The organism is Flavobacterium sp. IC2-16 (assembly GCF_055521455.1).
Genome location: NZ_CM145480.1, coordinates 2,605,024 through 2,627,951, shown reverse-complemented (window position 1 = coordinate 2,627,951; position 22,928 = coordinate 2,605,024). Strand labels below are relative to the sequence as shown.

22 protein-coding genes and 1 tRNA gene are annotated in these 22,928 nt (G+C 32.9%); 11 read left to right on the top strand and 12 right to left on the bottom strand.

Annotated features, from left to right (window positions below; translation table 11 throughout):
• Nucleotides 1-6: 6 nt before the first annotated feature.
• A complete protein-coding gene (locus ACZ1JT_RS12215; RefSeq protein ID WP_465094103.1) occupies nucleotides 7-1,386 on the bottom strand; it encodes a sensor histidine kinase in 1,380 nt (459 codons plus the stop codon).
• Nucleotides 1,387-1,390: 4 nt separating this feature from the next.
• Nucleotides 1,391-2,059 (bottom strand): response regulator transcription factor, encoded by a 669-nt coding sequence (locus ACZ1JT_RS12210; RefSeq protein WP_465094102.1) that lies wholly within the window; start codon nucleotides 2,057-2,059, stop codon nucleotides 1,391-1,393.
• A gap of 121 nt (nucleotides 2,060-2,180) precedes the next feature.
• Between ACZ1JT_RS12210 and ACZ1JT_RS12205 the strand changes: the two genes are divergently transcribed.
• Entirely contained in the window at nucleotides 2,181-4,274 is a 2,094-nt protein-coding gene (locus tag ACZ1JT_RS12205; protein ID WP_465094101.1) for an LTA synthase family protein, read from the top strand.
• On the opposite strand, the gene ACZ1JT_RS12200 is transcribed toward ACZ1JT_RS12205, so the two are convergent.
• Together ACZ1JT_RS12200 and fabG are read right to left on the bottom strand one after the other, a co-directional pair.
• Nucleotides 4,271-6,298: a hypothetical protein gene (locus ACZ1JT_RS12200; protein ID WP_465094100.1), complete on the bottom strand. Its 2,028-nt coding sequence runs from the start codon at nucleotides 6,296-6,298 to the stop codon at nucleotides 4,271-4,273. The two genes, ACZ1JT_RS12205 and ACZ1JT_RS12200, sit on opposite strands and share 4 nt — an antisense overlap.
• Nucleotides 6,299-6,368: 70 nt before the next feature.
• Nucleotides 6,369-7,115 carry a 3-oxoacyl-[acyl-carrier-protein] reductase gene (gene fabG / locus ACZ1JT_RS12195; protein ID WP_465094099.1) on the bottom strand — a complete coding sequence of 249 codons (747 nt, stop codon included), beginning with the start codon at nucleotides 7,113-7,115 and terminating at the stop codon, nucleotides 6,369-6,371.
• A gap of 156 nt (nucleotides 7,116-7,271) precedes the next feature.
• On the opposite strand from fabG, the gene ACZ1JT_RS12190 reads away from it, so the two are divergent.
• The 5 genes from ACZ1JT_RS12190 to ACZ1JT_RS12170 all read left to right on the top strand — a co-directional run bounded on the left by ACZ1JT_RS12190 (nucleotide 7,272) and on the right by ACZ1JT_RS12170 (nucleotide 11,239).
• The gene (locus ACZ1JT_RS12190) at nucleotides 7,272-8,450 is read left to right on the top strand and encodes a cytochrome-c peroxidase (protein WP_465094098.1); all 1,179 of its coding nucleotides are present in this window, start codon (nucleotides 7,272-7,274) and stop codon (nucleotides 8,448-8,450) included.
• A 289-nt stretch (nucleotides 8,451-8,739) separates the two neighbouring features.
• Entirely contained in the window at nucleotides 8,740-9,129 is a 390-nt protein-coding gene (locus ACZ1JT_RS12185; RefSeq protein WP_465094097.1) for a hypothetical protein, read from the top strand.
• Between the two features lie 4 nt (nucleotides 9,130-9,133).
• Nucleotides 9,134-9,895 (top strand): polyphosphate polymerase domain-containing protein, encoded by a 762-nt coding sequence (locus ACZ1JT_RS12180; RefSeq protein WP_465094096.1) that lies wholly within the window; start codon nucleotides 9,134-9,136, stop codon nucleotides 9,893-9,895.
• Entirely contained in the window at nucleotides 9,886-10,524 is a 639-nt protein-coding gene (locus ACZ1JT_RS12175; protein WP_465094095.1) for a DUF4956 domain-containing protein, read from the top strand. The genes ACZ1JT_RS12180 and ACZ1JT_RS12175 overlap by 10 nt, the downstream gene beginning before the upstream one ends.
• Nucleotides 10,517-11,239: a DUF2490 domain-containing protein gene (locus ACZ1JT_RS12170; protein ID WP_465094094.1), complete on the top strand. Its 723-nt coding sequence runs from the start codon at nucleotides 10,517-10,519 to the stop codon at nucleotides 11,237-11,239. The genes ACZ1JT_RS12175 and ACZ1JT_RS12170 overlap by 8 nt, the downstream gene beginning before the upstream one ends.
• Before the next feature lie 57 nt (nucleotides 11,240-11,296).
• On the opposite strand, the gene sucD is transcribed toward ACZ1JT_RS12170, so the two are convergent.
• From sucD to ACZ1JT_RS12130, 8 genes are all read right to left on the bottom strand, one after another.
• A complete protein-coding gene (sucD, locus tag ACZ1JT_RS12165) occupies nucleotides 11,297-12,169 on the bottom strand; it encodes a succinate--CoA ligase subunit alpha (protein WP_465094093.1) in 873 nt (290 codons plus the stop codon).
• 104 nt (nucleotides 12,170-12,273) lie between these two features.
• Nucleotides 12,274-12,636, bottom strand: a complete 363-nt coding sequence (locus ACZ1JT_RS12160; protein ID WP_465094092.1) for a nuclear transport factor 2 family protein — start codon at nucleotides 12,634-12,636, stop codon at nucleotides 12,274-12,276.
• Nucleotides 12,626-13,567 carry a UDP-3-O-(3-hydroxymyristoyl)glucosamine N-acyltransferase gene (locus ACZ1JT_RS12155; protein ID WP_465094091.1) on the bottom strand — a complete coding sequence of 314 codons (942 nt, stop codon included), beginning with the start codon at nucleotides 13,565-13,567 and terminating at the stop codon, nucleotides 12,626-12,628. The genes ACZ1JT_RS12160 and ACZ1JT_RS12155 overlap by 11 nt, the downstream gene beginning before the upstream one ends.
• Before the next feature lie 84 nt (nucleotides 13,568-13,651).
• Entirely contained in the window at nucleotides 13,652-14,218 is a 567-nt protein-coding gene (efp, locus tag ACZ1JT_RS12150; protein ID WP_465094090.1) for an elongation factor P, read from the bottom strand.
• 32 nt (nucleotides 14,219-14,250) lie between these two features.
• Nucleotides 14,251-15,039 carry an acyl-ACP--UDP-N-acetylglucosamine O-acyltransferase gene (gene lpxA / locus ACZ1JT_RS12145; RefSeq protein WP_465094089.1) on the bottom strand — a complete coding sequence of 263 codons (789 nt, stop codon included), beginning with the start codon at nucleotides 15,037-15,039 and terminating at the stop codon, nucleotides 14,251-14,253.
• Nucleotides 15,040-15,049: 10 nt separating this feature from the next.
• Nucleotides 15,050-16,438: a bifunctional UDP-3-O-[3-hydroxymyristoyl] N-acetylglucosamine deacetylase/3-hydroxyacyl-ACP dehydratase gene (locus ACZ1JT_RS12140; protein ID WP_465094088.1), complete on the bottom strand. Its 1,389-nt coding sequence runs from the start codon at nucleotides 16,436-16,438 to the stop codon at nucleotides 15,050-15,052.
• A gap of 17 nt (nucleotides 16,439-16,455) precedes the next feature.
• The gene (gene lpxD, locus ACZ1JT_RS12135; protein WP_465094087.1) at nucleotides 16,456-17,484 is read right to left on the bottom strand and encodes a UDP-3-O-(3-hydroxymyristoyl)glucosamine N-acyltransferase; all 1,029 of its coding nucleotides are present in this window, start codon (nucleotides 17,482-17,484) and stop codon (nucleotides 16,456-16,458) included.
• A gap of 112 nt (nucleotides 17,485-17,596) precedes the next feature.
• Nucleotides 17,597-18,832: an HD domain-containing protein gene (locus tag ACZ1JT_RS12130; protein ID WP_465095296.1), complete on the bottom strand. Its 1,236-nt coding sequence runs from the start codon at nucleotides 18,830-18,832 to the stop codon at nucleotides 17,597-17,599.
• Between the two features lie 155 nt (nucleotides 18,833-18,987).
• Here ACZ1JT_RS12130 and porX point away from each other — a divergent pair, with 155 nt between their 5' ends.
• From porX to ACZ1JT_RS12105, 5 genes are all read left to right on the top strand, one after another.
• Nucleotides 18,988-20,541: a T9SS response regulator signal transducer PorX gene (porX, locus tag ACZ1JT_RS12125; protein WP_465094086.1), complete on the top strand. Its 1,554-nt coding sequence runs from the start codon at nucleotides 18,988-18,990 to the stop codon at nucleotides 20,539-20,541.
• A gap of 99 nt (nucleotides 20,542-20,640) precedes the next feature.
• The gene (tsaE, locus tag ACZ1JT_RS12120) at nucleotides 20,641-21,060 is read left to right on the top strand and encodes a tRNA (adenosine(37)-N6)-threonylcarbamoyltransferase complex ATPase subunit type 1 TsaE (RefSeq protein ID WP_465094085.1); all 420 of its coding nucleotides are present in this window, start codon (nucleotides 20,641-20,643) and stop codon (nucleotides 21,058-21,060) included.
• Between the two features lie 48 nt (nucleotides 21,061-21,108).
• On the top strand, nucleotides 21,109-22,302 hold the full coding sequence (locus tag ACZ1JT_RS12115; RefSeq protein ID WP_465094084.1) for an alanine dehydrogenase: 1,194 nt from the start codon (nucleotides 21,109-21,111) through the stop codon (nucleotides 22,300-22,302).
• Nucleotides 22,303-22,346: 44 nt separating this feature from the next.
• On the top strand, nucleotides 22,347-22,721 hold the full coding sequence (locus ACZ1JT_RS12110) for a DUF4258 domain-containing protein (protein ID WP_465094083.1): 375 nt from the start codon (nucleotides 22,347-22,349) through the stop codon (nucleotides 22,719-22,721).
• 71 nt (nucleotides 22,722-22,792) lie between these two features.
• Nucleotides 22,793-22,867, top strand: a tRNA-Val gene (locus ACZ1JT_RS12105).
• Nucleotides 22,868-22,928 lie beyond the last annotated feature (61 nt).

Here is a 22,928-nt window from a genome sequence, read left to right as displayed (position 1 = left end):
ATGTTTTTATTTGAATTCTAAAATAAATTTCGTTGAATTATTGTTTTCGCTTTGAATTGAAACAGTAATGTCTAAATATTCACAGAAGCGTTTAACAATAGAAAGTCCTAAACCAAAACCTTTGGTTGTGCTAGTATTTGTAGATGTTATTCGGTAAAATGGAGCAAAAATTTTCTCGAGTTCGTTTTGTGGAATCGTAGAACCCGAGTTTGATACAGAAAGAATAGTTGAACTGTTATGTTTTTCTAATTGAATTGAGATATTACCTTTTTCGTTTACGTATTTCAAGGCATTAGACATTAAATTGGAAAAAATTATACTGACCATGTGATGATCTGATGAAACATAAAAATCTTCGTTAAAATGAGTTTCGATTTTAATTTTTTTAGTTTCAATTTTATCAGAATAACGCGCCAATGTATCCAATACCATGGCATTTAAATAAACCGATTCGTTATGAATTTCCTTTTTATGATTTTCAAAACGAGCTAACATTAATAGTTCGTCAATCAATATATTTAACCGGTCAATTTCTGAAATACATAGTTTTATTTTATCTTCATATTCCTCTTTACTACGGTTTTTACGAACCAATACCTCAAGTGTTCCTTTAACTACAGCTAATGGCGTTCTAAGCTCATGTGAAGCATCTGAAGTAAAGTTTTTTTCACGCTCTATGGTATTTTCAATACGATCTAGGAGTCCGTTTATTGTAGAGGTTAGCTCGTACAATTCATCTTTATTCTTTGGAGAATCTATTCGGTACTTCAAATTATCTTTTGTAATCATATTTGAAGTTTGGATAATGGAATTGATTGGCCTTATACTTCTTCCGGCGATAATTCGGGCTATAAAGAATAATACTAATAGTATAATTGGAAATAAAATATAAAGAATCATTCTTAGATTTTGCAACAATTGCACTTGGTGCTCTATAGACATTGCTACTAACAGATAACCTTTCTTTTCTCCTTTAAATAGTATTGGGGTTTGATATAACTGAATAGTCTGGTTGTTTATTTTGGTTTCTGTAAAAAACGAATTATTACTACCAGTGTTAACCAACAAACCTTGATCTTTTAAGTTTGGTGACTTTTCAATTGTTTTACCAGCAACATCTTTAACTTCAATAAAAACAGGATTTATAGTAAAACCGTTGTGCTCCTGCTCTTCCCACTCGGTTTTATCAATCCAAATAATAGAGTCATTGCTAAAAATCATCTCAGTCATATGGAGATTAATCTCCTGTTTGATGTCGCTTTTAACATCTTTTATTACTGAGTATTTAACCGTAGAGTAAACGGCGAAAAATACAGCAAAAATTAATAATGCTGTAGAAAATATGTAATTGAATGCAATTCTATTTTTAAAGGAAAGTTGCAGCATGGGTTTAAGAATTATCTTCGGCTAAGTATCCAACACCGCGAATGGTTTTAATATAATCTTCGTCTTTATTTAATTGAAGTTTTTTACGAATAGCGTTGATAAATACATCTATTACACCTGTATCGTATTCGAAATGAATACCCCAAACATCTTCAATAATACTCGTGCGAGAGCATACTGTTCCTTTATTTTCAATTAAATATTTAAGTAATTCAAATTCTCTTTGAGTGAAACCAACTTCTTTACCATCAATAGAAACCGAATATTTTTGAAGATTCAACTGTATTCTTCCAAGCGATAACATTAAATCTTTATTGTCGTTTCGAAAATGAATCTTGATTCGTTCTAACAGTTCTTCAAAACTAAAAGGTTTTTTAATATAATCGTTTGCCCCAGACTTTAAACCTTCAATCGTATCTTGTATCGTATCTTTTGCAGTAAGAAATAAAATGGGCGTTTTTTTATCCTTTTCACGAATAGTTTTACAAACTTCGATACCCGATTTTTTAGGCAACATCCAGTCTAAAAGTATTAAACTTGGCTTTAGCTTTTCAAACATAATCAATCCTTCTTCACCAGATTGCGCAACGGTTACCTCATAATTTTCCTCTTCTAATCCTTGTTTTAAAAAGTTAGAAATACCTAATTCGTCTTCAATGATTAAAATATGCATTTGATCTTCGGTTATTATACAAAATAACAACTTTATGTAGTATAATAAAAAGTGCTTAAGCAAAACTTAAGGAAAATTCCAATAATTATTAATACGTTTGTTTTACCTATTATATCCAAAAATGAAAATATCAAAAAGTCTTTATCCGTTTTTATATTTAAGCGCCTTTTACTTGATTGTAAATATTGTTTTAAGAATAGTTCTTCTGTTTCATCCTATTACACAGTCTAGTTTTAGCTTTACAGAAATATTTAAGATATTTACTTTCGGACTTGCTTCAGATGTTTTTATTTTTCTTTCAGCCAGTATAATTCTATGGTTGTATTTGCTTTTTCTTTCCAATTCCAAATTTGAAAAACCTTGGGGTTATATAATTTTTGGACTATTAGCAGGTCTTTTACTTTACGTTTCCTTTTTCAATACAATATTAAATGAATATGGTGGTGTTGTTCCAACTATAGGAATGATTTTCATCGGACTCAAAACCTTGCTTTTCGGATTATTACTGTTTCTTCCGAATTACAGAAAACAGATTCGTTTTGCTTTGTTTTCAATTGCGATATTCATTTTTGTATTAGTAATTATTCAAAATGCTATTAGTGAATTTTTCTTTTGGAATGAATTTGGTGTTCGATACAATTTTATTGCTGTCGATTATTTAGTCTATACCAACACAGTAATTGGCAATATCATGGAATCTTATCCAGTAGTTCCTTTGTTTACTATTGTAGGTTTGGTTGCATTTTTCTCTACGAGATATATTGTTAAGAAGTCAAAAGTTTATTTAGACAATATTCCATCCTTTTTTGAAAAATTAAAACTAACTCTTGTTTTTGGAGGTTTAATCTGGTTATCGTTTGTTATGATACCATTTATGGCAAAATTTGAAAACGATAGAAATGTTTTTAGCAATGAACTACAGGCTAATGGAGTTTATAAGTTTTACCAAGCATTTAAAAGTAGTGAATTAGACTACTTTAAGTTTTTTGAAACGCTTCCGAATGAACAAGTTGCTTCAAATCTTACTAATATATTTCCGGCGTCAAAATCAAGCTCAACTATCAGAGAGATAAAATCGGATAGTACAGAAATCCATAAAAATGTAGTTTTAATAACTATTGAAAGTATGAGTGCTGATTTTATGAAAGCTTATGGTAATACCCAAAATATTACACCTTTCTTAGATTCTCTGACAAATCAAAGTTTATTTTTCACTAATTTATACGCTACAGGTGGACGAACCGTTAGAGGTTTAGAAGCAGTAACACTTTGCATTCCGCCCACTGCGGGCGAGAGTATTGTAAAAAGAGCCGATAATAAAGATAAATTTTCTACAGGACATGTGTTTGCTCAAAAAGGGTATGATGTAAAATACCTATATGGTGGTGATGCCTTCTTCGATAATATGAAAGATTTTTTTGGAGGTAACGGTTATGATATTGTAGACAAATCAAGCTTTAAACCCAATGAAATAACGTTTTCAAATATTTGGGGTGTTTGCGACGAAGATATGGGTGCAAAAGCCATTCAAGTTATGAATGAAGAAGCAAAATCTGGAAAGCCATTTTTTAACCACTGGATGACTGTAAGTAACCACAGGCCATACACCTATCCTGACCATAAAATTGACATTCCTCCTACTTCAAAATCAAGAGAAGGCGGTGTAAAATATACAGACTACGCGCTTCGTGAATTTTTTAAAACTGCCGAAAAACAACCTTGGTTTAAAAATACAGTTTTTGTAATTGTTGCAGATCATTGTGCTTCAAGTTCGGGGAAAACCGAATTGCCAATGGATAAATATCATATTCCTGCTATGGTATATTCTCCAGGATTTATTAAACCACAACGTAACGATATACTAATGTCGCAAATCGATTTGATGCCTACTGTTTTTGGTATCCTTAATTTTTCATATCAAAGTAAGTTTTTTGGGCAAGATGTTTTAAAAGCAAACTACCAACCCAGAGCGTTCATTGCAACGTATCAGGATTTAGGTTTTGTGAAAAACAACACCTTGACTATTCTGTCGCCAGTGAAACGTGTAAAACAATTTGAATTAATAAAACAAGCACCTGAAAATGCTTCTGTAATTCCGATTAAGTTTGAAGAAAAACCTAAAAAAGCTGTTGATAAAAACCTAAAAAACGAAACTATTAGTTATTATCAATTTGCTTCAGAAGTGCTTAAAAATAAGAGTTATAATGCTAATTAAAGTAAGCCGTTATATTTTCGAGTAAACCATTCGGCAGCAACAGCTAATACAAAAAACGCTAAGAGCCAACCCCAATCAATTAAAGGAGTTTGTTTTATAATTGCTTTTTCGACTGGTTTGTAGTTGTCGTTTTGTACTAGTTTTTCAATAAGTGAATCTACTTGATTAGGGAAATAAACATTGCCAGAAGTATTATCGGCAACTTGACGAAGACGGTTAACATCTGGGTTAACAAACTGTTTTTCAATTTCAAAATCTAATACTTCAAAACTACCAAAATATTTCGACTTGGAATTATTTTCCTGAACAGTAATATTGTATTTCCCTGGAGCTAATCCGTCTAAATCAACGGAATAATTGTTATCCCCTTTTAAAAAATCAAACGTTTTTACTTTGGTATTCTGATTGTTTTTAAGGCTTATAGATAAGCGAGCATTGTCATCAAATTCGTAGTTTTTATTGAAATATTGCGCTTCTATTTTAATGCTTTCTCCAGAATTGTAAAAGCTTTCGTGATTTACTATTAAGGATTTTTTAGTGCTGTTTGAAGCTAAGTACTGAATGGTTTTATCAATAAACACATCAAAAGAATCAAACGATTTATGGTTTAAATAGCTTTCCATTCGCCATTTCCAAATGTTTTCTCCAAATAGAAAGGCATTCCGATGCATGCCATTTTCGGTATACGTCAGTAACGGATTATCTGTACTTAAATTTCGCACTTTAGCTTTTAACAATGTGTTGTAATTTCCTTTTATCGAAATTGTTCCAAACGCGTTATCTAACGGAGGCAATTTTTCGAAACCAATATTATCAATAGCAAATGTGTTAAAATCCGAATTGAATTCAGCAGTATAATCTTCTTTGATTCCTGACATTTTGAACTGAATCAAATTCTGAAACTGATTTAAAAAATTATAATCGGTTGCAGTACCCGTAATCAACCATGCATTTGATTTTAGATTTGCATTTTGTTCGAAAACCGATTTGAATTCAATGTTTGGCTGATAAAAAATTAAAACATTATAATCTTCTAAACTTTTGATTTCATTAGGTTTAAGAATATTTACTTTACGCATTTGATTAGCTTCTATTGCGCGTTTTAAAACCCCTAAATCCGGATGATTAATTGATGAAATCAATGCAATTTCGGTACGCTGATCTATAACTTCAACAGCAAAATTCTTTGAATTATTATAACTGTTTTTCTCTTTCTCAGGTGAAGAAATTTCGGCTTTAAATTTTTGAACACCTACTCTATCAGCATTCAATAAAACCGATAGAACCTGAGCTTTTTGATGTGACGTAAAAGTAACAGTCTGTTTGTGAACAATGGAATTTTCCTGTTTAATATTGAACGAAGCTGTAATTGGCTTGTTTCCATTGTATTGAACAAAAACTTCCACTGGAAATTTATTTTTAAGGAAAGCGTACTTGTTTACATTTAACTGATTAATTTTTAAATCGAAAACAGCTGTAGTATCACCTAAAACCAAAGGGTAAACTGTAGTGTTTTCTTGAAAACTATAAACATAATCATTCCCAATTGTTTGATTTCCATCTGTTAGCAAAACAACCGGATAACTTTGATTTCTATAAAATTGCTTCAAATTTTGAGCTACTAAATCAATGTGTGTTTGCTTGCCTTTAAAATTAAAAGTGTCTGTCGCTTTAAAATCTTCATCAAAACCATATACCTGAACTTCAAACTTATCTTTCAGTTTGCTGTTTTCAGACAATTTCTGGCTCAATTGGGCTGCAACATTGTCTTGATTCAATTCGTGAATGGATAGCGAATTATCAACAACAATTGGTAAAGGTGTTTTTACAATTTCGAAAGTTTTTCTCGAAATAATTGGATTTATAAGTAAAACCAAAAGCGAAAACAAGGCTATAAAACGCAAAAAAGCCAAAAACAAATTCAGTTTTGAATTGATTTTGGCTTTATATAAATATTGGTAAAACGACAAGCCAGCAGCAAAAAATACAGATAAAACAAGAAGTAAAATTGTGCTTAGTGTCATTTTATTATTTTGATTTTTTAGTTATTCAGTATTTTTTAAAAAAGCTGATAACAAATCGTTTTAAACTTAATTAAGTCAACATTCCTCCATCTACGTTAAGAACCTGACCTGTTACATAGGCAGATAAATCGCATGATAAGAAAACACAAGCGTTGGCTACATCTTCTGGAGTACCACCTCTTTTCAAAGGAATATTTTCTCTCCATCCTTTAACTACATCTTCGTTTAATTTTGCAGTCATTTCTGTTTCAATAAAGCCAGGAGCAATTACATTACAACGAATATTTCTCGATCCTAACTCTAAAGCAACCGATTTCGAAAATCCAATAACACCAGCTTTAGATGCAGCATAATTGGTTTGGCCCGCATTCCCTTTAACACCAACTACAGAACTCATATTAATGATAGAACCCGCTCTGTTTTTCAACATGATTTTTTGAACGGCTTTAGTCATATTGAAAACCGACTTCAAATTCACATCGATTACGGTATCAAAATCTTCTTCAGAAATTCGCATTAACAAATTATCTTTTGTAATTCCTGCGTTATTGATAAGAATATCTACAGTTCCGAATTCTGCAATTACATCGTCAACCAATTTTTGAGCTTCGTTAAAATCGGCAGCATTTGATTGATATCCTTTAGCTTTTACACCTAAAGCAATTAATTCATTTTCTAATTCTTGAGCAGCTGCAGCTGAAGAACTATAAGTAAAAGCAACATTAGCTCCGTTTTTAGCAAAAACTTCAGCAATTCCTTTACCAATTCCTCTACTCGCTCCAGTTATGATAGCTGTTTTTCCTTCAAGTAATTTCATGTTTCTTTTTGTATGGTTTGTTAGTTTGTTTTTTTTTTACGAGTTACAAATATAGGAATTGTTTGCAGTTTGAAGAATAACCTTTTTTGTTTTTCATTCAACAGATTAAACCTTTTGTTTATTTTACTGTCCTATTGGAAACCAAACCCAAAACCTATGAAAAAACATATTGTATTTTTACCAGGTATTTTGTTGTTTCTTGTTTCCTGTAACAATGAAGACAACTACACCGCTATTGAGCCAAGCTATCCCAATGTTGAAGCTGCTTTTGGAGAATCTATCGATTTAAACAATTTAAGTAATTATGCCAATCAAACGATTCCTAATTACATTACCAAAGACAATTCGGTTCTCAATCCAATTACAGACAAAGGAGCTACTTTAGGAAGAGTTTTATTTTACGACAAAAATCTCTCATCAAACAACACCATTTCATGTGCAAGCTGTCATCAACAAGCTAATGCATTTAGTGACACTAATGTTGCTAGCACTGGAGTAAACGGAACAACAGGCAGACATGCAATGCGTTTAATTAATACACGATTTGCTTTAGAAACCAAATTCTTTTGGGATGAACGTGCATCTAGTCTTGAAGTACAAAGCACAATGCCTATTAAAAATCATGGAGAAATGGGCTTTAGCGGTGCCGATGGAGACGAAAGTTTTGATGCCTTAATTTCAAAATTAAACGGTATAGCCTATTATAAAGAACTTTTTAAGTTTGTTTACGGAAGTGAAGAAATTACCGAAGGAAAAATACAAACCGCTTTGGCTCAATTCATTAGAAGCATACAATCATTCGATTCTAAATACGATGCAGGTAGAGCTTTAGCAGCAAATGACGGACAGCCTTTTTCTAATTTCACAGCTCAAGAAAACAATGGTAAAAACTTGTTTTTAGCTCCACCGGTTTTTGATGCTAACGGTTCTCGAACTGGAGGTGGTATTGGTTGTGCTGGATGTCATGCTGCACCCGAATTTGATATTGCTCCTAATTCTGGAAATAACGGTATAATTGGTACCTTGGCAGGGACAGGTATAGATATTACGAATACTAGAGCTCCTTCGTTACGTGATTTAATGAAAACCAATGGTGTTCTAAACGGACCAATGATGCATACAGGAGTGTTTACCGATTTACAAACAGCTGTTTCTCATTACGGAACTATTACTATTGCGCCTGGAAATACTAATTTAGACCCTAAATTAACGCCAGGTGGAAATGGACAACAGTTAAATTTAACGCAACAGGAAGTCGCAGCAGTCATAGCTTTCTTGAAAACATTATCTGGAACGAATGTGTATACCGACCCAAAATGGTCTAATCCTTTTTAAAAAAAAACGCCCTGCAGTTAGCGGGGCTTTTTTTTACCAATAAACGATAATTACCTCATATACAACGATTAAAGCATAAATAAATACTTATAGAATTGTTCAATTTTTAGAATTGTAGTATTTTTGACCTATATAAAAGAATACGATATTTCTTAAATAAATACCACTGTGATTCATCACAAACTTCTTTAACCCAACAAACAGTTTCGGTACACTTTACCAGTTTGCATTCGACTTATTATTCATTTTACAAATGAAGATATTTTGGTTTAATTTAAAATTCATCACAATGAAAAGGTATTTATATGCTCTCATTTTAGCTATTGCATTCCTATTATCCTCCTGTAGCAAAGAAGAAGGTTATGGCGGATTAGCTTCTATTAGCGGAAAAGTTTATGCTAAGGACTATAATTCCAGCGGTACATTAGTTAGCGAAGGTTATCTGGCCGGAATTAAAGTTTATATCAGTTCACATGGTGATAATTCATTTTATGATCATGTTGACACCTATTATGATGGTTCGTTTAAGTTTGATTTTCTCCAAAAAGGAACTTATGATATATGGGTAATTGGCGACTGCGACTATTGTCCGTGGGATCAAACTTATGTACTAAGAACAGTTACTGTTGGTTCAAAAAAAGAAGATGTTAAAATGGAAGATTTTGTTATTTCAATCTAAAGCTATGCAATCAAATTTTACTACTACTATATCAACTTTAAAGCCTATCACCATTGATGAAATGGAAAGTGTTGCTTTATTGAATCGAATAGATAGTAAGTTTGTATTGAGCGAAAGTCAACTAGACAAAATAATGCCTTGTTTGCTAAGTAATTATGCAGTTTTAGAAATTAATGACAATCGCATTTTTTCCTATGAAAATAATTATTTCGACACTCCCGATTTGCAGTTTTTTAAAGACCATCACAACGGTTATGTAAATCGAATTAAAGTTAGAACTCGCAAATATCTTGAAACCGATTTATGTTTTTTTGAAATAAAGAAGAAAGAAAAAATCGAACGAACAAACAAATACCGAGAACTTGTTCCCGAAATGATTTCTGAAATTGACGAGGAACGAATGACTATGATTGAATATTTTGCCAAACGCAATATTGATGAAGTTAATTTAATTCTTAAAAATAATTTTCATCGGGTAACCCTTGTAAATCATACGCTTTCTGAAAGAGTTACCATAGACATGGACCTTCATTTTATTGATGAAAATAAAGATGTTGATTTCGGAAAAATTGTAATCTTGGAAGTCAAGCAAAATAGAAATAATCCTTCCTCTCCTATTATTAAGTTGTTACGTGAACATATTATTCGAAAACAAAGTATAAGCAAATATATATGTGGTGTAATTTGTTTAAATGAAAACGTCAAAAAAAATAATTTTAAACCACTACTACGAAAAATTAATCAATTACAAAAAGAATGGAAATAGATGATACTTTGCTAATAGCAACCATTAATTCGGCCGATTTAATCACTAGAGCCATTATCGATTTTTTATCGGTTATGCTTTTGGTTTGCATCTATTATCCTAAACATAAAAACAAAGATTTTATATTCACATTTATAGTTTTCAATGTTGTTAATTTTATGATTTGTAGTTTGTTAGCCGCTGCACAAATCAAAATTGGATTTGCCTTTGGACTTTTCGCCATGTTTTCGATTATTCGCTACAGAACCATTGCAATTTCCATAAAAGATATGGGCTATTTTTTCGTGTGTGTGGCTTTGGCAATGCTTAATTCTTTAGCTGCAATCGATAAAAGCTATAAAATTTTAATAGGCTGCAATATATTAGTTTTGTTTCTTACCTATTTTCTCGAACGCCTAGACTTCTTGAAAAATGAAAATGCCAAAGAGATTATCTACGACAGAATTGACTACATAAAACCAGATACTCGAGATCAATTACTTGAAGATTTAAGCGAAAGAACCGGACTGAAAATACACCGAGTTGAAATTATCTCGATAGACTATTTAAAAGACACTGCACATATTAAAGCTTTTTATTATGCAAAAGACAGTGAAAACAATGTTCCAAAACAATCGGATCATGATTAAGAAGTATTTTTCAATAGGGACATTGTTAGCGCCGGCACTTGTGTTTTGTCAGTCGAATACCGATTTACAATCGCGATTAATTTCGTCTATTGATTATCGCTTAAACAAACATTGGAAATTCGATACCGAATACCGTTACGCATTACAAAATGATTTACAGGAGTTTAGAAACAGTTATGTACAAGGAACAATTCAATACGATATAAATAAAAAGTTTAGCTTAGAAACGGGCTATCGATTCACTACATCTTACACAAAAGACAATCATAGAATATTTGGCGCTTTTCGATACAATCAAAAATTTTTAAATGATTTCACCTGGTCGTTTACAACAAAATATCAGTTTAATACCGGAAGTTTCGATAAAGACTATATGGCAGTATTTAATCCGCCCAACCATATTTTACGAGAAGAAATAAAACTAGATTATAATGTCCCAAATTCTAAAGCTTCATTTTTTATTGAGAGCGAAGTATTTCTGAAACTCAGAAACAGAGATTACGCCTTACGTTTTAACCGCTTGCGAACAACAGTTGGCGGAGCTTATAAATTTAAATATGGAAATACCATTAGCTTAGGAGCCTTTTATGACGAGCGCCTAAATACTCAAAAAGACAATCGTTTGGTGCTGGTAGCAAAGTATAATCTTTCGATAGATGATTTATTAAAAAAAATACGAAAAAATAAAACTAAGAAATCTAAAGCAGCAATTTAACTTCATTAAAAAAGCCCTGCTGTATGCAGGGCTTTTGTATTGTATGATAATCGAAAATTATCCGATAACTTCTTTAACTTTTTTACCAATTTCAGCAGGAGAATCTACAACGTGAATTCCGTTTTCTCTCATAATGCGTTTTTTAGCTTCAGCTGTATCATCAGCACCACCAACAATAGCACCAGCATGACCCATTGTACGTCCTTTTGGAGCTGTTTCACCAGCGATGAAACCTACAACTGGTTTTCTGTTACCGTCAGCTTTAACCCAACGTGCAGCATCTGCTTCTAATTGACCACCGATTTCACCAATCATAATGATTAGTTCTGTTTCTGGGTCATTCATTAATAATTCAACAGCTTCTTTTGTGGTTGTTCCGATGATTGGATCTCCACCAATTCCGATAGCTGTAGTAATACCAAAACCTTGACGAACTACTTGATCAGCAGCTTCGTATGTTAAAGTTCCTGATTTAGAAACGATACCTACTTTTCCTTTTTTGAAAACGAAACCTGGCATAATACCAACTTTTGCTTCTTCTGGAGTAATAACTCCTGGACAGTTTGGACCTACTAAACGACAATCTCTTGTTTTGATGTAATCGTATGCTTTTATCATGTCTGCAACAGGAATTCCTTCAGTAATACAGATAATTACTTTGATACCCGCGTCTGCAGCTTCCATAATAGCATCTGCAGCAAAAGCTGGTGGTACGAAAATAATTGAAGTGTCTGCTCCTGCTTTATCAACAGCATCTTTAACAGTATTAAACACAGGACGATCTAAGTGCATAGTTCCTCCTTTACCTGGAGTTACACCACCTACAACGTTTGTTCCGTATTCAATCATTTGAGAAGCGTGAAAAGTACCTTCACTACCTGTAAAACCTTGAACAATTATTTTAGAATTCTTATTTACTAAAACACTCATGATATTGTTTTTTATGTTGTTTGAAAATTTGCAATGCAAAAATAGACTTTTGATAGAAATATCTAAACTATTTTGACATAAACTTTTAAGATTTTTAAAAAGAATTAGCCTAATTGACTCATTTGAAATCCGCGATACAATTTATTGTCCTTTATTTCCCAAATCGTCATAAAATGAGCTAAAACTGCTTCTTCATTCGGACTCTCAATTGGTGTAACAAAATAGGTAAAACGAATAGAAACCGTGTTATTTTCTTCAATCACATGAGATATTTCAATACGAGACGATGTATACGAACGTTTCATTTCGACAGCTAATTCTTTAAAATCAGTTTTACCCATTTTAAGAAATCCTTTAGAGCTGTGCCAATCAAATTGCATATCCTCATGAAAAAAACGCTCTACAACATCTTTATCTCGTAAAGCATCCGATTGATAAAAAGAAGTAACAAGTTCTTTAGCCGTCATTTTTATTTAGTTTATTTAATATTTCTGGGATTTTCTTAACATTAGCCAATTGCTTAAGTTTTTCACGCGACTCCTCTATTGGGGTACCAAAATATGTTTTTCCACCTTCAACAGATTTAGTAACACCAGTTTGTCCTAAAATTACCGCTTTCTCACCAATAGTGATACCACTTGTAGTTCCAACTTGACCCCAAAGCGTTACTTCGTCTTCAATAACCACACAACCAGCAATTCCAGTTTGAGATGCAATCAAGCATTTTTTACCAATGATGGTATCGTGACCCACGTGCACCTGGTTGTCTATTTTTGTACCTGCTCCAATTGTAGTATCTCCAGTAACACCTTTATCGATGGTACATAATGCACCAATACCTACATTGTCTTCGATAACAACTCTACCACCCGATAATAATTGATCAAAACCTTCAGGACGTTTTTTATAATAAAAAGCATCGGCACCTAAAATACTTCCTGAATGAATAATAACATTATCGCCAATCACGCTATTGTCGTATATAACAACATTAGCATGAATTAAGCAATTCTTACCAATAGTGACATTATTGCCGATAAAACAATTTGGCTGAATTATTGTTCCTTCTCCGATAACTGCTGAATCTGAAACAGCAACAGAGGAGGATTGAAACGGCCTAAAATGTTTCGTCAACGTATTGAAATCACGAAATGGATCATCTGAAATTAAAAGTGCTTTTCCTTCAGGACAATCTACTTTTTTGTTAATCAATACTATGGTTGCAGCCGATTGCAAGGCTTTGTCGTAGTATTTGGGATGGTCTACAAAAACGATATCTCCAGGCTCAACAACATGAATTTCATTCATGCCTAATACCGGAAAATCAGAATTGCCAACATAGTCACATTGGATTATATTGGCAATTTCTTGTAAAGTATGTTTTTTAGAAAACTTCATATTATTTAGTGTTCAGTAAAGGCAGTCAGCGCTCAGCATTCAGATAAAACCAACTGAACACTAATTACTGAATACTGTAAAATATTACTCTTTTACACGCTCCATGTAAGATCCGGTAGCTGTATCAATTTTAACTTTATCACCTTCGTTAATGAATAAAGGAACGTTAATTTGAGCACCCGTTTCTACTGTAGCAGGTTTAGTTGCATTTGTTGCTGTATTACCTTTAACACCTGGCTCTGTATACGTGATTTCAAGAACAACCGATGCAGGCATATCTACAGCAAGCGGAGCTTCCGTTTCTGCATTGATTTGAACCATTACATTAGTTCCTTCTTTTAATAAATCTGGAGCATCAAGAATGTCTTTATTTAAAGAAATTTGCTCGAAAGTTTCAGTATTCATGAAGTGAAAATCTGCACCTTCTGCATATAAGTATTGGAATGTATGAGTTTCTACACGAACCACATCAATTTTATGTCCTGCAGAAAAAGTATTATCTAAAACTTTCCCGTTAGTTAAGCTTTTAAGTTTAGTTCTTACGAAAGCTGGTCCTTTACCAGGTTTTACATGTAAGAATTCAACGATTTTGTAAATATCGTGATTAAATTTAATGCATAATCCGTTTCTGATATCTGCTGTAGTTGCCATTATATTTATTATTGTATTTGTTACGTTACTAATTAAAAAGAACCTCCACTGTATCCTTTCATAATTCCACGAGAAGAATTACGAATGAACATGATGATATCATCACGTTCTGGAGTTGCTTCCATTTCTGCTTCAATGATGCTTAAAGCTTGGGTTGTGTTGTAATTTTTTTGATATAAAATTCGGTAAATATCTTGAATTTCTCTGATTTTTTCAGTTGTAAAACCTCTTCTACGCAAACCTACAGAGTTGATTCCAACATAAGAAAGCGGCTCTTTAGCAGCTTTTGTAAAAGGTGGTACATCTTTACGAACTAAAGAACCTCCGGAAACCATTGCATGATCACCAATATGAATAAACTGGTGAATAGCTGCTAATCCTCCAATAACTGCATAATCCCCCACTATAACATGTCCTGCAAGAGCAACACCATTAACGATAATGGCATTATCACCAATATGACAATCGTGAGCAATGTGAGCAGTTGCCATTACCAGACAGTTTTTTCCAATTTTGGTTTGACCAGATGCAATTGTACCTCTGTTAACCGTAACACACTCTCTAATAGTAGTGTTATCTCCAATTATTGCAAGTGATTCTTCACCACCAAATTTTAAATCTTGAGGCACTGCAGATATTACTGCTCCTGGAAAAATATTACAATTTTTACCAATTCTTGCACCTTCCATGATGGTTACATTAGAACCTATCCAAGTTCCTTCACCTATTTCAACATTATTATGAATGGTTGTAAAAGGTTCAATTACCACATTTTTGGCAATTTTTGCACCCGGATGAACATATGCTAAAGGTTGATTCATAAGTAATGTGTTAGTTCTTTTTTACAATTTGTGCCATTAATTCTGCTTCTGTTACTAATTTACCATTAGCATAAGCACTTGCTTGCATATGGCAAATTCCGCGACGAATTGGCGATAATAACTCCAATTTAAAAATTAAAGTATCTCCTGGTAGCACTTTATGTTTAAATTTAACATTATCAATTTTCATAAAATAGGTCAGATAATTTTCTGGATCAGGAACAGTACTTAAAATTAAAATACCACCAGTTTGCGCCATTGCTTCAATAATCAAAACTCCCGGCATTACTGGTGCTCCAGGAAAATGTCCTACGAAAAACTGCTCATTCATGGTTACATTTTTCAATCCAACCACATGTGTTTCAGACATTTCTAAAATTTTATCCACTAAAATAAACGGATAACGGTGAGGCAACATCGATTGGATTTTTGTAACATCCATCAAAGGCTCTTTGTGTAAATCAAAAACCGGAACATGATTTTTTTGTTCGTTTTTGATAATCTTATACATTTTTTTAGCAAACATAGTATTTACAAAATGCCCAGGTTTGTTAGCGATTACTTTTCCTTTGATACGAATACCAATTAAGGCCAAATCCCCTACTACATCTAATAATTTATGACGTGCCGCTTCATTTGGAAAATGCAAGGTTAAGTTATCCAGAATTCCGTTAGGCTTAACACTAATTTTATCTTTACCAAAAGCCACTTTTAAACGCTCCATAGTTTCTAGTGAGATGTCTTTATCAACATAAACAATTGCGTTGTTTAAATCTCCACCTTTAATTAAACCATGCTCTAAAAGACCTTCAAGTTCGTGTAAAAAGCTAAATGTTCTACAATTCGCGATTTCTTCTTTAAACTCAGAAATGGACTTCATAGTCGCATTTTGAGTACCTAAAACTTTAGTTCCAAAATCTACCATTGCAGTAACCTGATAATCATCGGCAGGAATAACTGTGATTTCACTTCCTGTTGCTTCATCAGTATACGAAATAACTTCTTTTACTACATAAACACAACGTTCAGCATCTTGCTCAACAACACCCGCTTTTTCAATTGCTTCAACAAAATATTTCGATGAACCATCCATGATTGGAGGCTCAGAAGCATTCAATTCAATTATAGCATTATCAATATCACACCCCACAAAAGCAGCAAGCACATGCTCTGAAGTTTGGATTTTTACTCCTAATTTCTCAAGATTTGTACCGCGTTGTGTAGTTACTACATAATTAGCGTCAGCTTCAATAACAGGTTGCCCTTCCAAATCAACACGAACAAATGTAAAGCCGTTGTTAACAGGTGCCGGTTTGAATGTCATTGTTACTTCTTGACCGGTATGTAAACCTACCCCTTTTAAAGTAATCTCGTTTTGAATGGTTTTTTGCTTAACCATGGTTTTTGTATTTAATTTTAGTTTGTTTCATTAATTTCTTTCTTCACTTGGTGAAGATCGTTTACAATTTTAGGAAGATTTTTAAAATGTACATACGATTTATTAAAATCTCCATATCCAAAAGCTGGACTTCCTTGAATTGTTTCGTTGTCTTTAACTGTTCTTCCTACACCAGACTGCGCTTGAATTTTTACATTATCACCAATGGTAATATGGCCTACTATTCCAACTTGCCCTCCAATCATGCAATTTTTTCCAATTTTGGTTGAACCCGCAACACCTGTTTGTGAGGCAATTACAGTATTCTCACCAATTTCAACATTGTGAGCAATTTGAATTTGATTATCAAGCTTCACACCTTTTCGAATAATTGTTGATCCTAAAGTTGCACGGTCTATAGTTGAGCATGCTCCAATTTCAACATTATCTTCAATGATTACATTTCCAATTTGTGGCACTTTAGCAAAAGTACCGTCTTCCTGAGGTGCAAAACCAAAACCATCTGAACCAACAATAGTTCCAGAATGTATAGTACAGTTTTTTCCTATTTCAGTTTCAGAATAAATTCTTGCGCCTGCAAATAAAACTGTTCCGTCTCCAATTACAACATTATCCCCAATAAAACTGTTTGGATAAATTTTAACATCGTTACCAATAGTTACATTTTTTCCAATATAACAAAAGCTTCCAAGGTATAGATTTTCACCATAAGTTACATTGTCTGAAATCACTGAAGGTTGTTCAATACCCGATTTCATTAATTTAACCTGATTGTAGTATTCTAAAAGTTTGGAAAACGATTTATAGGCATCTTCAACCTTAATAAGTGTGGTTGTAATTTCCTGTTCTGGAATGAATGAAGCGTTAACAATTGTAATTGACGCTTTGGTAGAATATATGTAATTTATGTATTTTGGATTGGCTAAAAATGTAAGCGACCCTTCAGTTCCTTCCTCTATTTTCGAGAGTTTAAAAACTTCTACATTCGGATTTCCTACAACTTCACCTTGCAAAATACCCGCTATTTGTTCTGCTGTAAATTTCATCTTATAAGATTTCGTTTATCATCGGTATAAGATGAAACTCGCAAGATATATTTTTTGTATATAGTAATGTCGCTCGTTTCATCCTTGCAAAAATATAAAATTTAATCAAATGTTAAGCTTCCAACAATACTTTTGGAAAGCATATAAAATATTTGGTTACTGGTTTCGATAAAGCTTTTAAATGCAATTGATCTGAAGCTTCTACCACATCCTCTACACTTCTGTCTTTTTTCAAAATATGAATAGGCTCTCCCGTTTTATTATAGGCCTGATTTTTTATTTTTCCTTTGAAAACAAAATAATCAACCTCTTTATCGTTCAAACCATATTTTTCTTTACACAATAGTTTTAGTTCGGCCAATCGCTCTTTTGAAACTTTTTCTTCGGTCATTTGAATTTTCAACAAATCCCGATTAATAATCATCGTGCTTAATGCCGACAAGACTTTATCATCGTTAAACTGCCAGTTTTTAATAGCACTAACAATATCGAAATCGTCTAACAGAGAAAATCTATTTAAAACATCAGCTTTAAATGACTCTAAATCGATTTTATGTTGCATGAAAAATAGTAACGGATCACTACAAGAAAGCGCTACACCATTTTGAGTTAACTCTTTAGCTCTTTTTAAAATTTTAGTAAGCGTTAATTCGGCAACAACACTAGTTTTGTGTAAATATGCCTGCCAGTACATTAGACGTCTTGCTACCAAGAATTTTTCTACTGAATAAATTCCTTTCTCTTCAATAACCAAAACATCGTTTTCTACATTCATCATTTGTATCAAACGTTCCGAATTGATGTTTCCTTCAGCAACACCGCTATAAAAACTATCGCGCTTTAAATAATCCATTCGATCCATATCCAACTGACTTGAAATTAGTTGTAACATAAAGCGCCTGTGATAATCTCCTTTAAATATTTTAATAGCTAAAGCTAATTTTCCATGAAATTCTTCATTCAGTTTATTCATGAACAACAAAGAAATTTCCTCGTGTTGCACATCTTCTACAATACTATGTTCCATAGCGTGTGAAAAAGGGCCATGACCAATATCGTGCAGTAAAATAGCAATGTAAAGAGCAGTCTCTTCTTCTTCCGAAATCACAACACCTTTAAAACGTAATGTTTGAACGGCTTTTTGCATTAAATGCATACAACCTAAAGCATGATGAAATCGGGTATGATGTGCACCCGGATAAACCAAATACGACATGCCCATTTGGGAAATCCTACGAAGTCTTTGAAAATAAGGATGTTGTATTAAATCGTAAATTAATGTATTGGGAATGGTTATAAAACCATAAATAGGGTCATTAAGAATTTTAAGCTTGTTAATCTGACTCACGTAATCTGTATTTTCACAAATATAAGAAAAACCTAATAAAGTTGGCACTTTTTAAATGCTGTATTATTTTTACTTTTAATAAGATTTTTACAATAATTTTAACCACAATCCGTTGATAAAAGTATAACTTGCAATCGAAATTCAATATAACTACAATGAGTCAAATAAAAATACTTTGGGTCGATGACGAAATCGATTTATTAAAGCCACATATATTATTTTTAGAAAAAAAAGGCTACCATGTAACTACGTGTAACAACGGTCAGGACGCCATTGATTTGTTTGATGATGAAAATTTCGACATCGTTTTTCTAGATGAAAATATGCCCGGATTGAGTGGTCTAGAAACGCTTTCTGAAATTAAAGAGAAGAAATCGGCGACACCAGTAATAATGATTACAAAAAGTGAAGAAGAATACATTATGGAAGAAGCAATTGGTTCTAAAATTGCCGATTACCTAATAAAACCAGTAAATCCCAACCAAATTCTTTTAAGTCTAAAAAAGAACCTAGATCATTCTCGTTTGGTGTCGGAAAAAACAACGTTAGACTATCAAAAAGAGTTTAGAAAAATAGCTATGGATATGGCTATGGTAAACACCTATGAAGATTGGGTTGATTTATACAAACGTTTAATTTTTTGGGAAATTGAACTTGAAAACATTGAAGATCAGAGTATGATTGAGATATTGGAAAGTCAGAAACTAGAAGCCAATTCGCAGTTTGGGAAATTTATCGAAAAAAATTACGAGAAATGGTTTACTTCTGAAGAAAACAGACCTATTTTATCGCATGAAATTTTTAGAAAGTTAGTTCTTCCTGAAATTAGAAAAAAAGACAAACCTATTCTTTTCGTTGTTATTGATAATTTAAGATACGATCAGTGGAAATCTTTCGAAAGTGTTGTAAACAATCATTACAAACTAGAAAAAGAAACCAGCTACTTCTCTATTCTTCCAACAGCAACACAATATGCTCGTAACGCCATATTTTCAGGCATGACGCCTTTGGAAATGGAGAAAAACTTTCCAAATTTCTGGAAAAATGACGTAGATGAAGGCGGTAAAAACCTTTATGAATCGGATTTCTTGACCGAACAAATTAAGCGATTACGCCTTGATATTAAGCAAGAATACTATAAGATTACCAGTTTTAAAGATGGTAAAAAATTAGTTGACAACTTTAAAGGACTACGTGGCAACGATTTAACTACAGTAGTTTATAATTTTGTTGATATGCTTTCGCACGCTAAAACCGAAATGGATGTAGTAAAAGAATTAGCATCAAACGATAAAGCCTATCGCTCTTTAACATTAAGTTGGTTTAAAAACTCACCGTTGTTTGAAATTATTCAGCAAGCGCAACAACAAGGTTTTAGATTGATTTTAACAACCGATCACGGTACAATAAATTGTAAAAATCCTTCTAAAGTTATTGGCGACAAACAAACAAGTTTGAATTTACGTTATAAAACTGGACGTAGTTTGACCTATGAAGATAAAGATGTGTATGCGGTGAAAGATCCTAAAAAAATTGGATTACCCGCTATCAACATGAGTAGCTCGTTTATTTTTGCTAAAAATGATTTGTTTTTGGCATATGTAAACAACTTTAATCATTACGTAAGTTATTACAGAAACACCTATCAACACGGCGGTATTTCACTGGAAGAAATGATTATTCCGTTTCTAGTTCTTGAACCAAAATAATCGTTCTTTTTAACTGATTTTTAGATTTGTAGGAATTAATCTTTGTAATTATGTAGTTTTTACTACATTTGAGTGCGAAGATTAATTCCTTTTTTTTATATGAATGAAGCCGTGGAGATTACATTCTCTTTAGATGAAATACAAGATGTAGCCAAACAAATCTTGTCGCAACCTATTAAAAAAGTTATTACGTTTCATGCCAATATGGGTGTTGGCAAAACAACTCTTATTAAAGCATTAGTTAAAGAATTGGGTGTAAACGATATGACTTCAAGCCCCACTTTTTCTTTAGTTAATGAATACAGAGCCGAAAACGGTGATATTGTTTATCATTTCGATTTATATCGTTTGAATTCGGAAGAAGAAGCATACGATATGGGTATAGATGAATATTTCTATTCCGGAAATTGGTGCTTTATCGAATGGCCTGAAAAAACACCTAATTTAATTCCGTTAGATCATGCTTCTATCCATATAAAACAGCTACCTAATGGGAATCGTATTTTAATACTCAAATAAATATTGTTTCTTATTTTTTTGTAACTTGGACCAAACATTCACAACATCATGCCTATAACACCTTTTACCACGCAACAACTTATTCCGCAGGAAGAGAAGTTGGAAGTAATGAAGCGAAAAAGTGAGCTTTTTATTGGAATTCCAAAGGAAACATGTTATCAGGAAAGAAGAATTTGTCTTACTCCAGATGCTGTAGCCTCTCTTACCTACCACGGGCATCGTGTGTTACTGGAATCAGGTGCAGGAACAAGTGCAAGTTATTCCGACAAAGAATATAGTGATGCCGGTGCAGAAATAACAAGCGATACTAAAAAAGTGTTTGGCTGTCCGATGCTTTTAAAAGTAGAACCCCCAACTCTGGAAGAAATCGAAATGATTAATCCTCAAACGATTGTGATTTCGGCTCTACAAATCAAAACGCAGAAAAAAAACTATTTTGAAGCCCTTGCTACGAAACGCATAACTTCATTGGCTTTCGAATTTATTAAAGATGAAGATGGTTCTTTTCCGGCTGTTCGTTCTCTTTCAGAAATTGCAGGTACTGCTTCGGTTTTAATCGCATCAGAATTAATGATCAATCAGAGCATTGGAAAAGGAATGCTTTTCGGAAATATTACAGGTGTTCGCCCTACTGAAATTGTAATTTTAGGATCGGGAACAGTTGCAGAATATGCTGCACGAACAGCACTTGGCCTTGGTGCTAGTGTAAAAGTATTCGATAATTCGATTACAAAATTACGTCGATTACAAAATGCTTTAAACAATAGAATTTTCACGTCAACAATTCAAGAAAAATCACTTCTAAAATCATTAATGCGCTGCGATGTAGCAATTGGCGCCTTAAGAGGAAACAACAGAACTCCAGTTGTTGTTACTGAAACTATGGTTGAACACATGAAAAAAGGAGCTGTTATTGTTGATGTTAGTATTGATACTGGAGGTTGTTTTGAAACCTCTGAAATAACCACTCACGAAAAACCTACTTTTATAAAGTACGATGTAATTCATTATTGTGTTCCTAATATTCCATCGAGATATTCTAAAACGGCATCTATGTCGATTAGTAATATCATAACTCCATTCTTACTTCAAATTGCAGAAGATGGTGGTATTGAAAGCGCTATACGATGCAATCGCGGACTTAAAAATGGTGTGTACATGTATCACGGCCTTCTTACCAACAAATCAATTGCAGATTGGTTTAATATTGAATACCGAGATATTAATTTGATTGTATTTTAGGCTACACTCATTTGTTTCCTTATTTTTGCTGAAAATAATTTAATATGAAATTTGTTCATCGTCTTGCCTATTACCTATTCGGACTTATGTTAGGCGGAATGTTTTTGGTTTTTTTCTTCCAAAAAAAGAAAACCGAATTTTGCTACTTACCCAATTGTAGAGTTTTAAAAGATTTACGAAATAAGCCTTTAACGATTTCTAAAGAAGCTCAATCTAAATTAAACGAAAAGTGGGTTACTATAGAAGATATTAAAGCTTGTTTACAAGATGGTGATGTAGATTTCTCAAAAAGCAACAAACCCGAGCTAAAAGGAAAATTATATATCATCGAAGGTAAAAACACTAAAAATGAAGAACTTACCATAGAGATGATTAACTATTCTGAAAAAGTTCTTTTAAAGGATGTGAAAAAAAATTAATTTTTATTTCAAAATCCTTGTAAAATCAAATATTGAGTGTATATTTGCACTCGCAATCAGTTACTGATTACGGGCGATTAGCTCAGCTGGTTCAGAGCACCTCGTTTACACCGAGGGGGTCGGGGGTTCGAACCCCTCATCGCCCACAAAAAAGCACTCATATTGAGTGCTTTTTTTATTTATACTAAAATCGACCAACAAACGTTA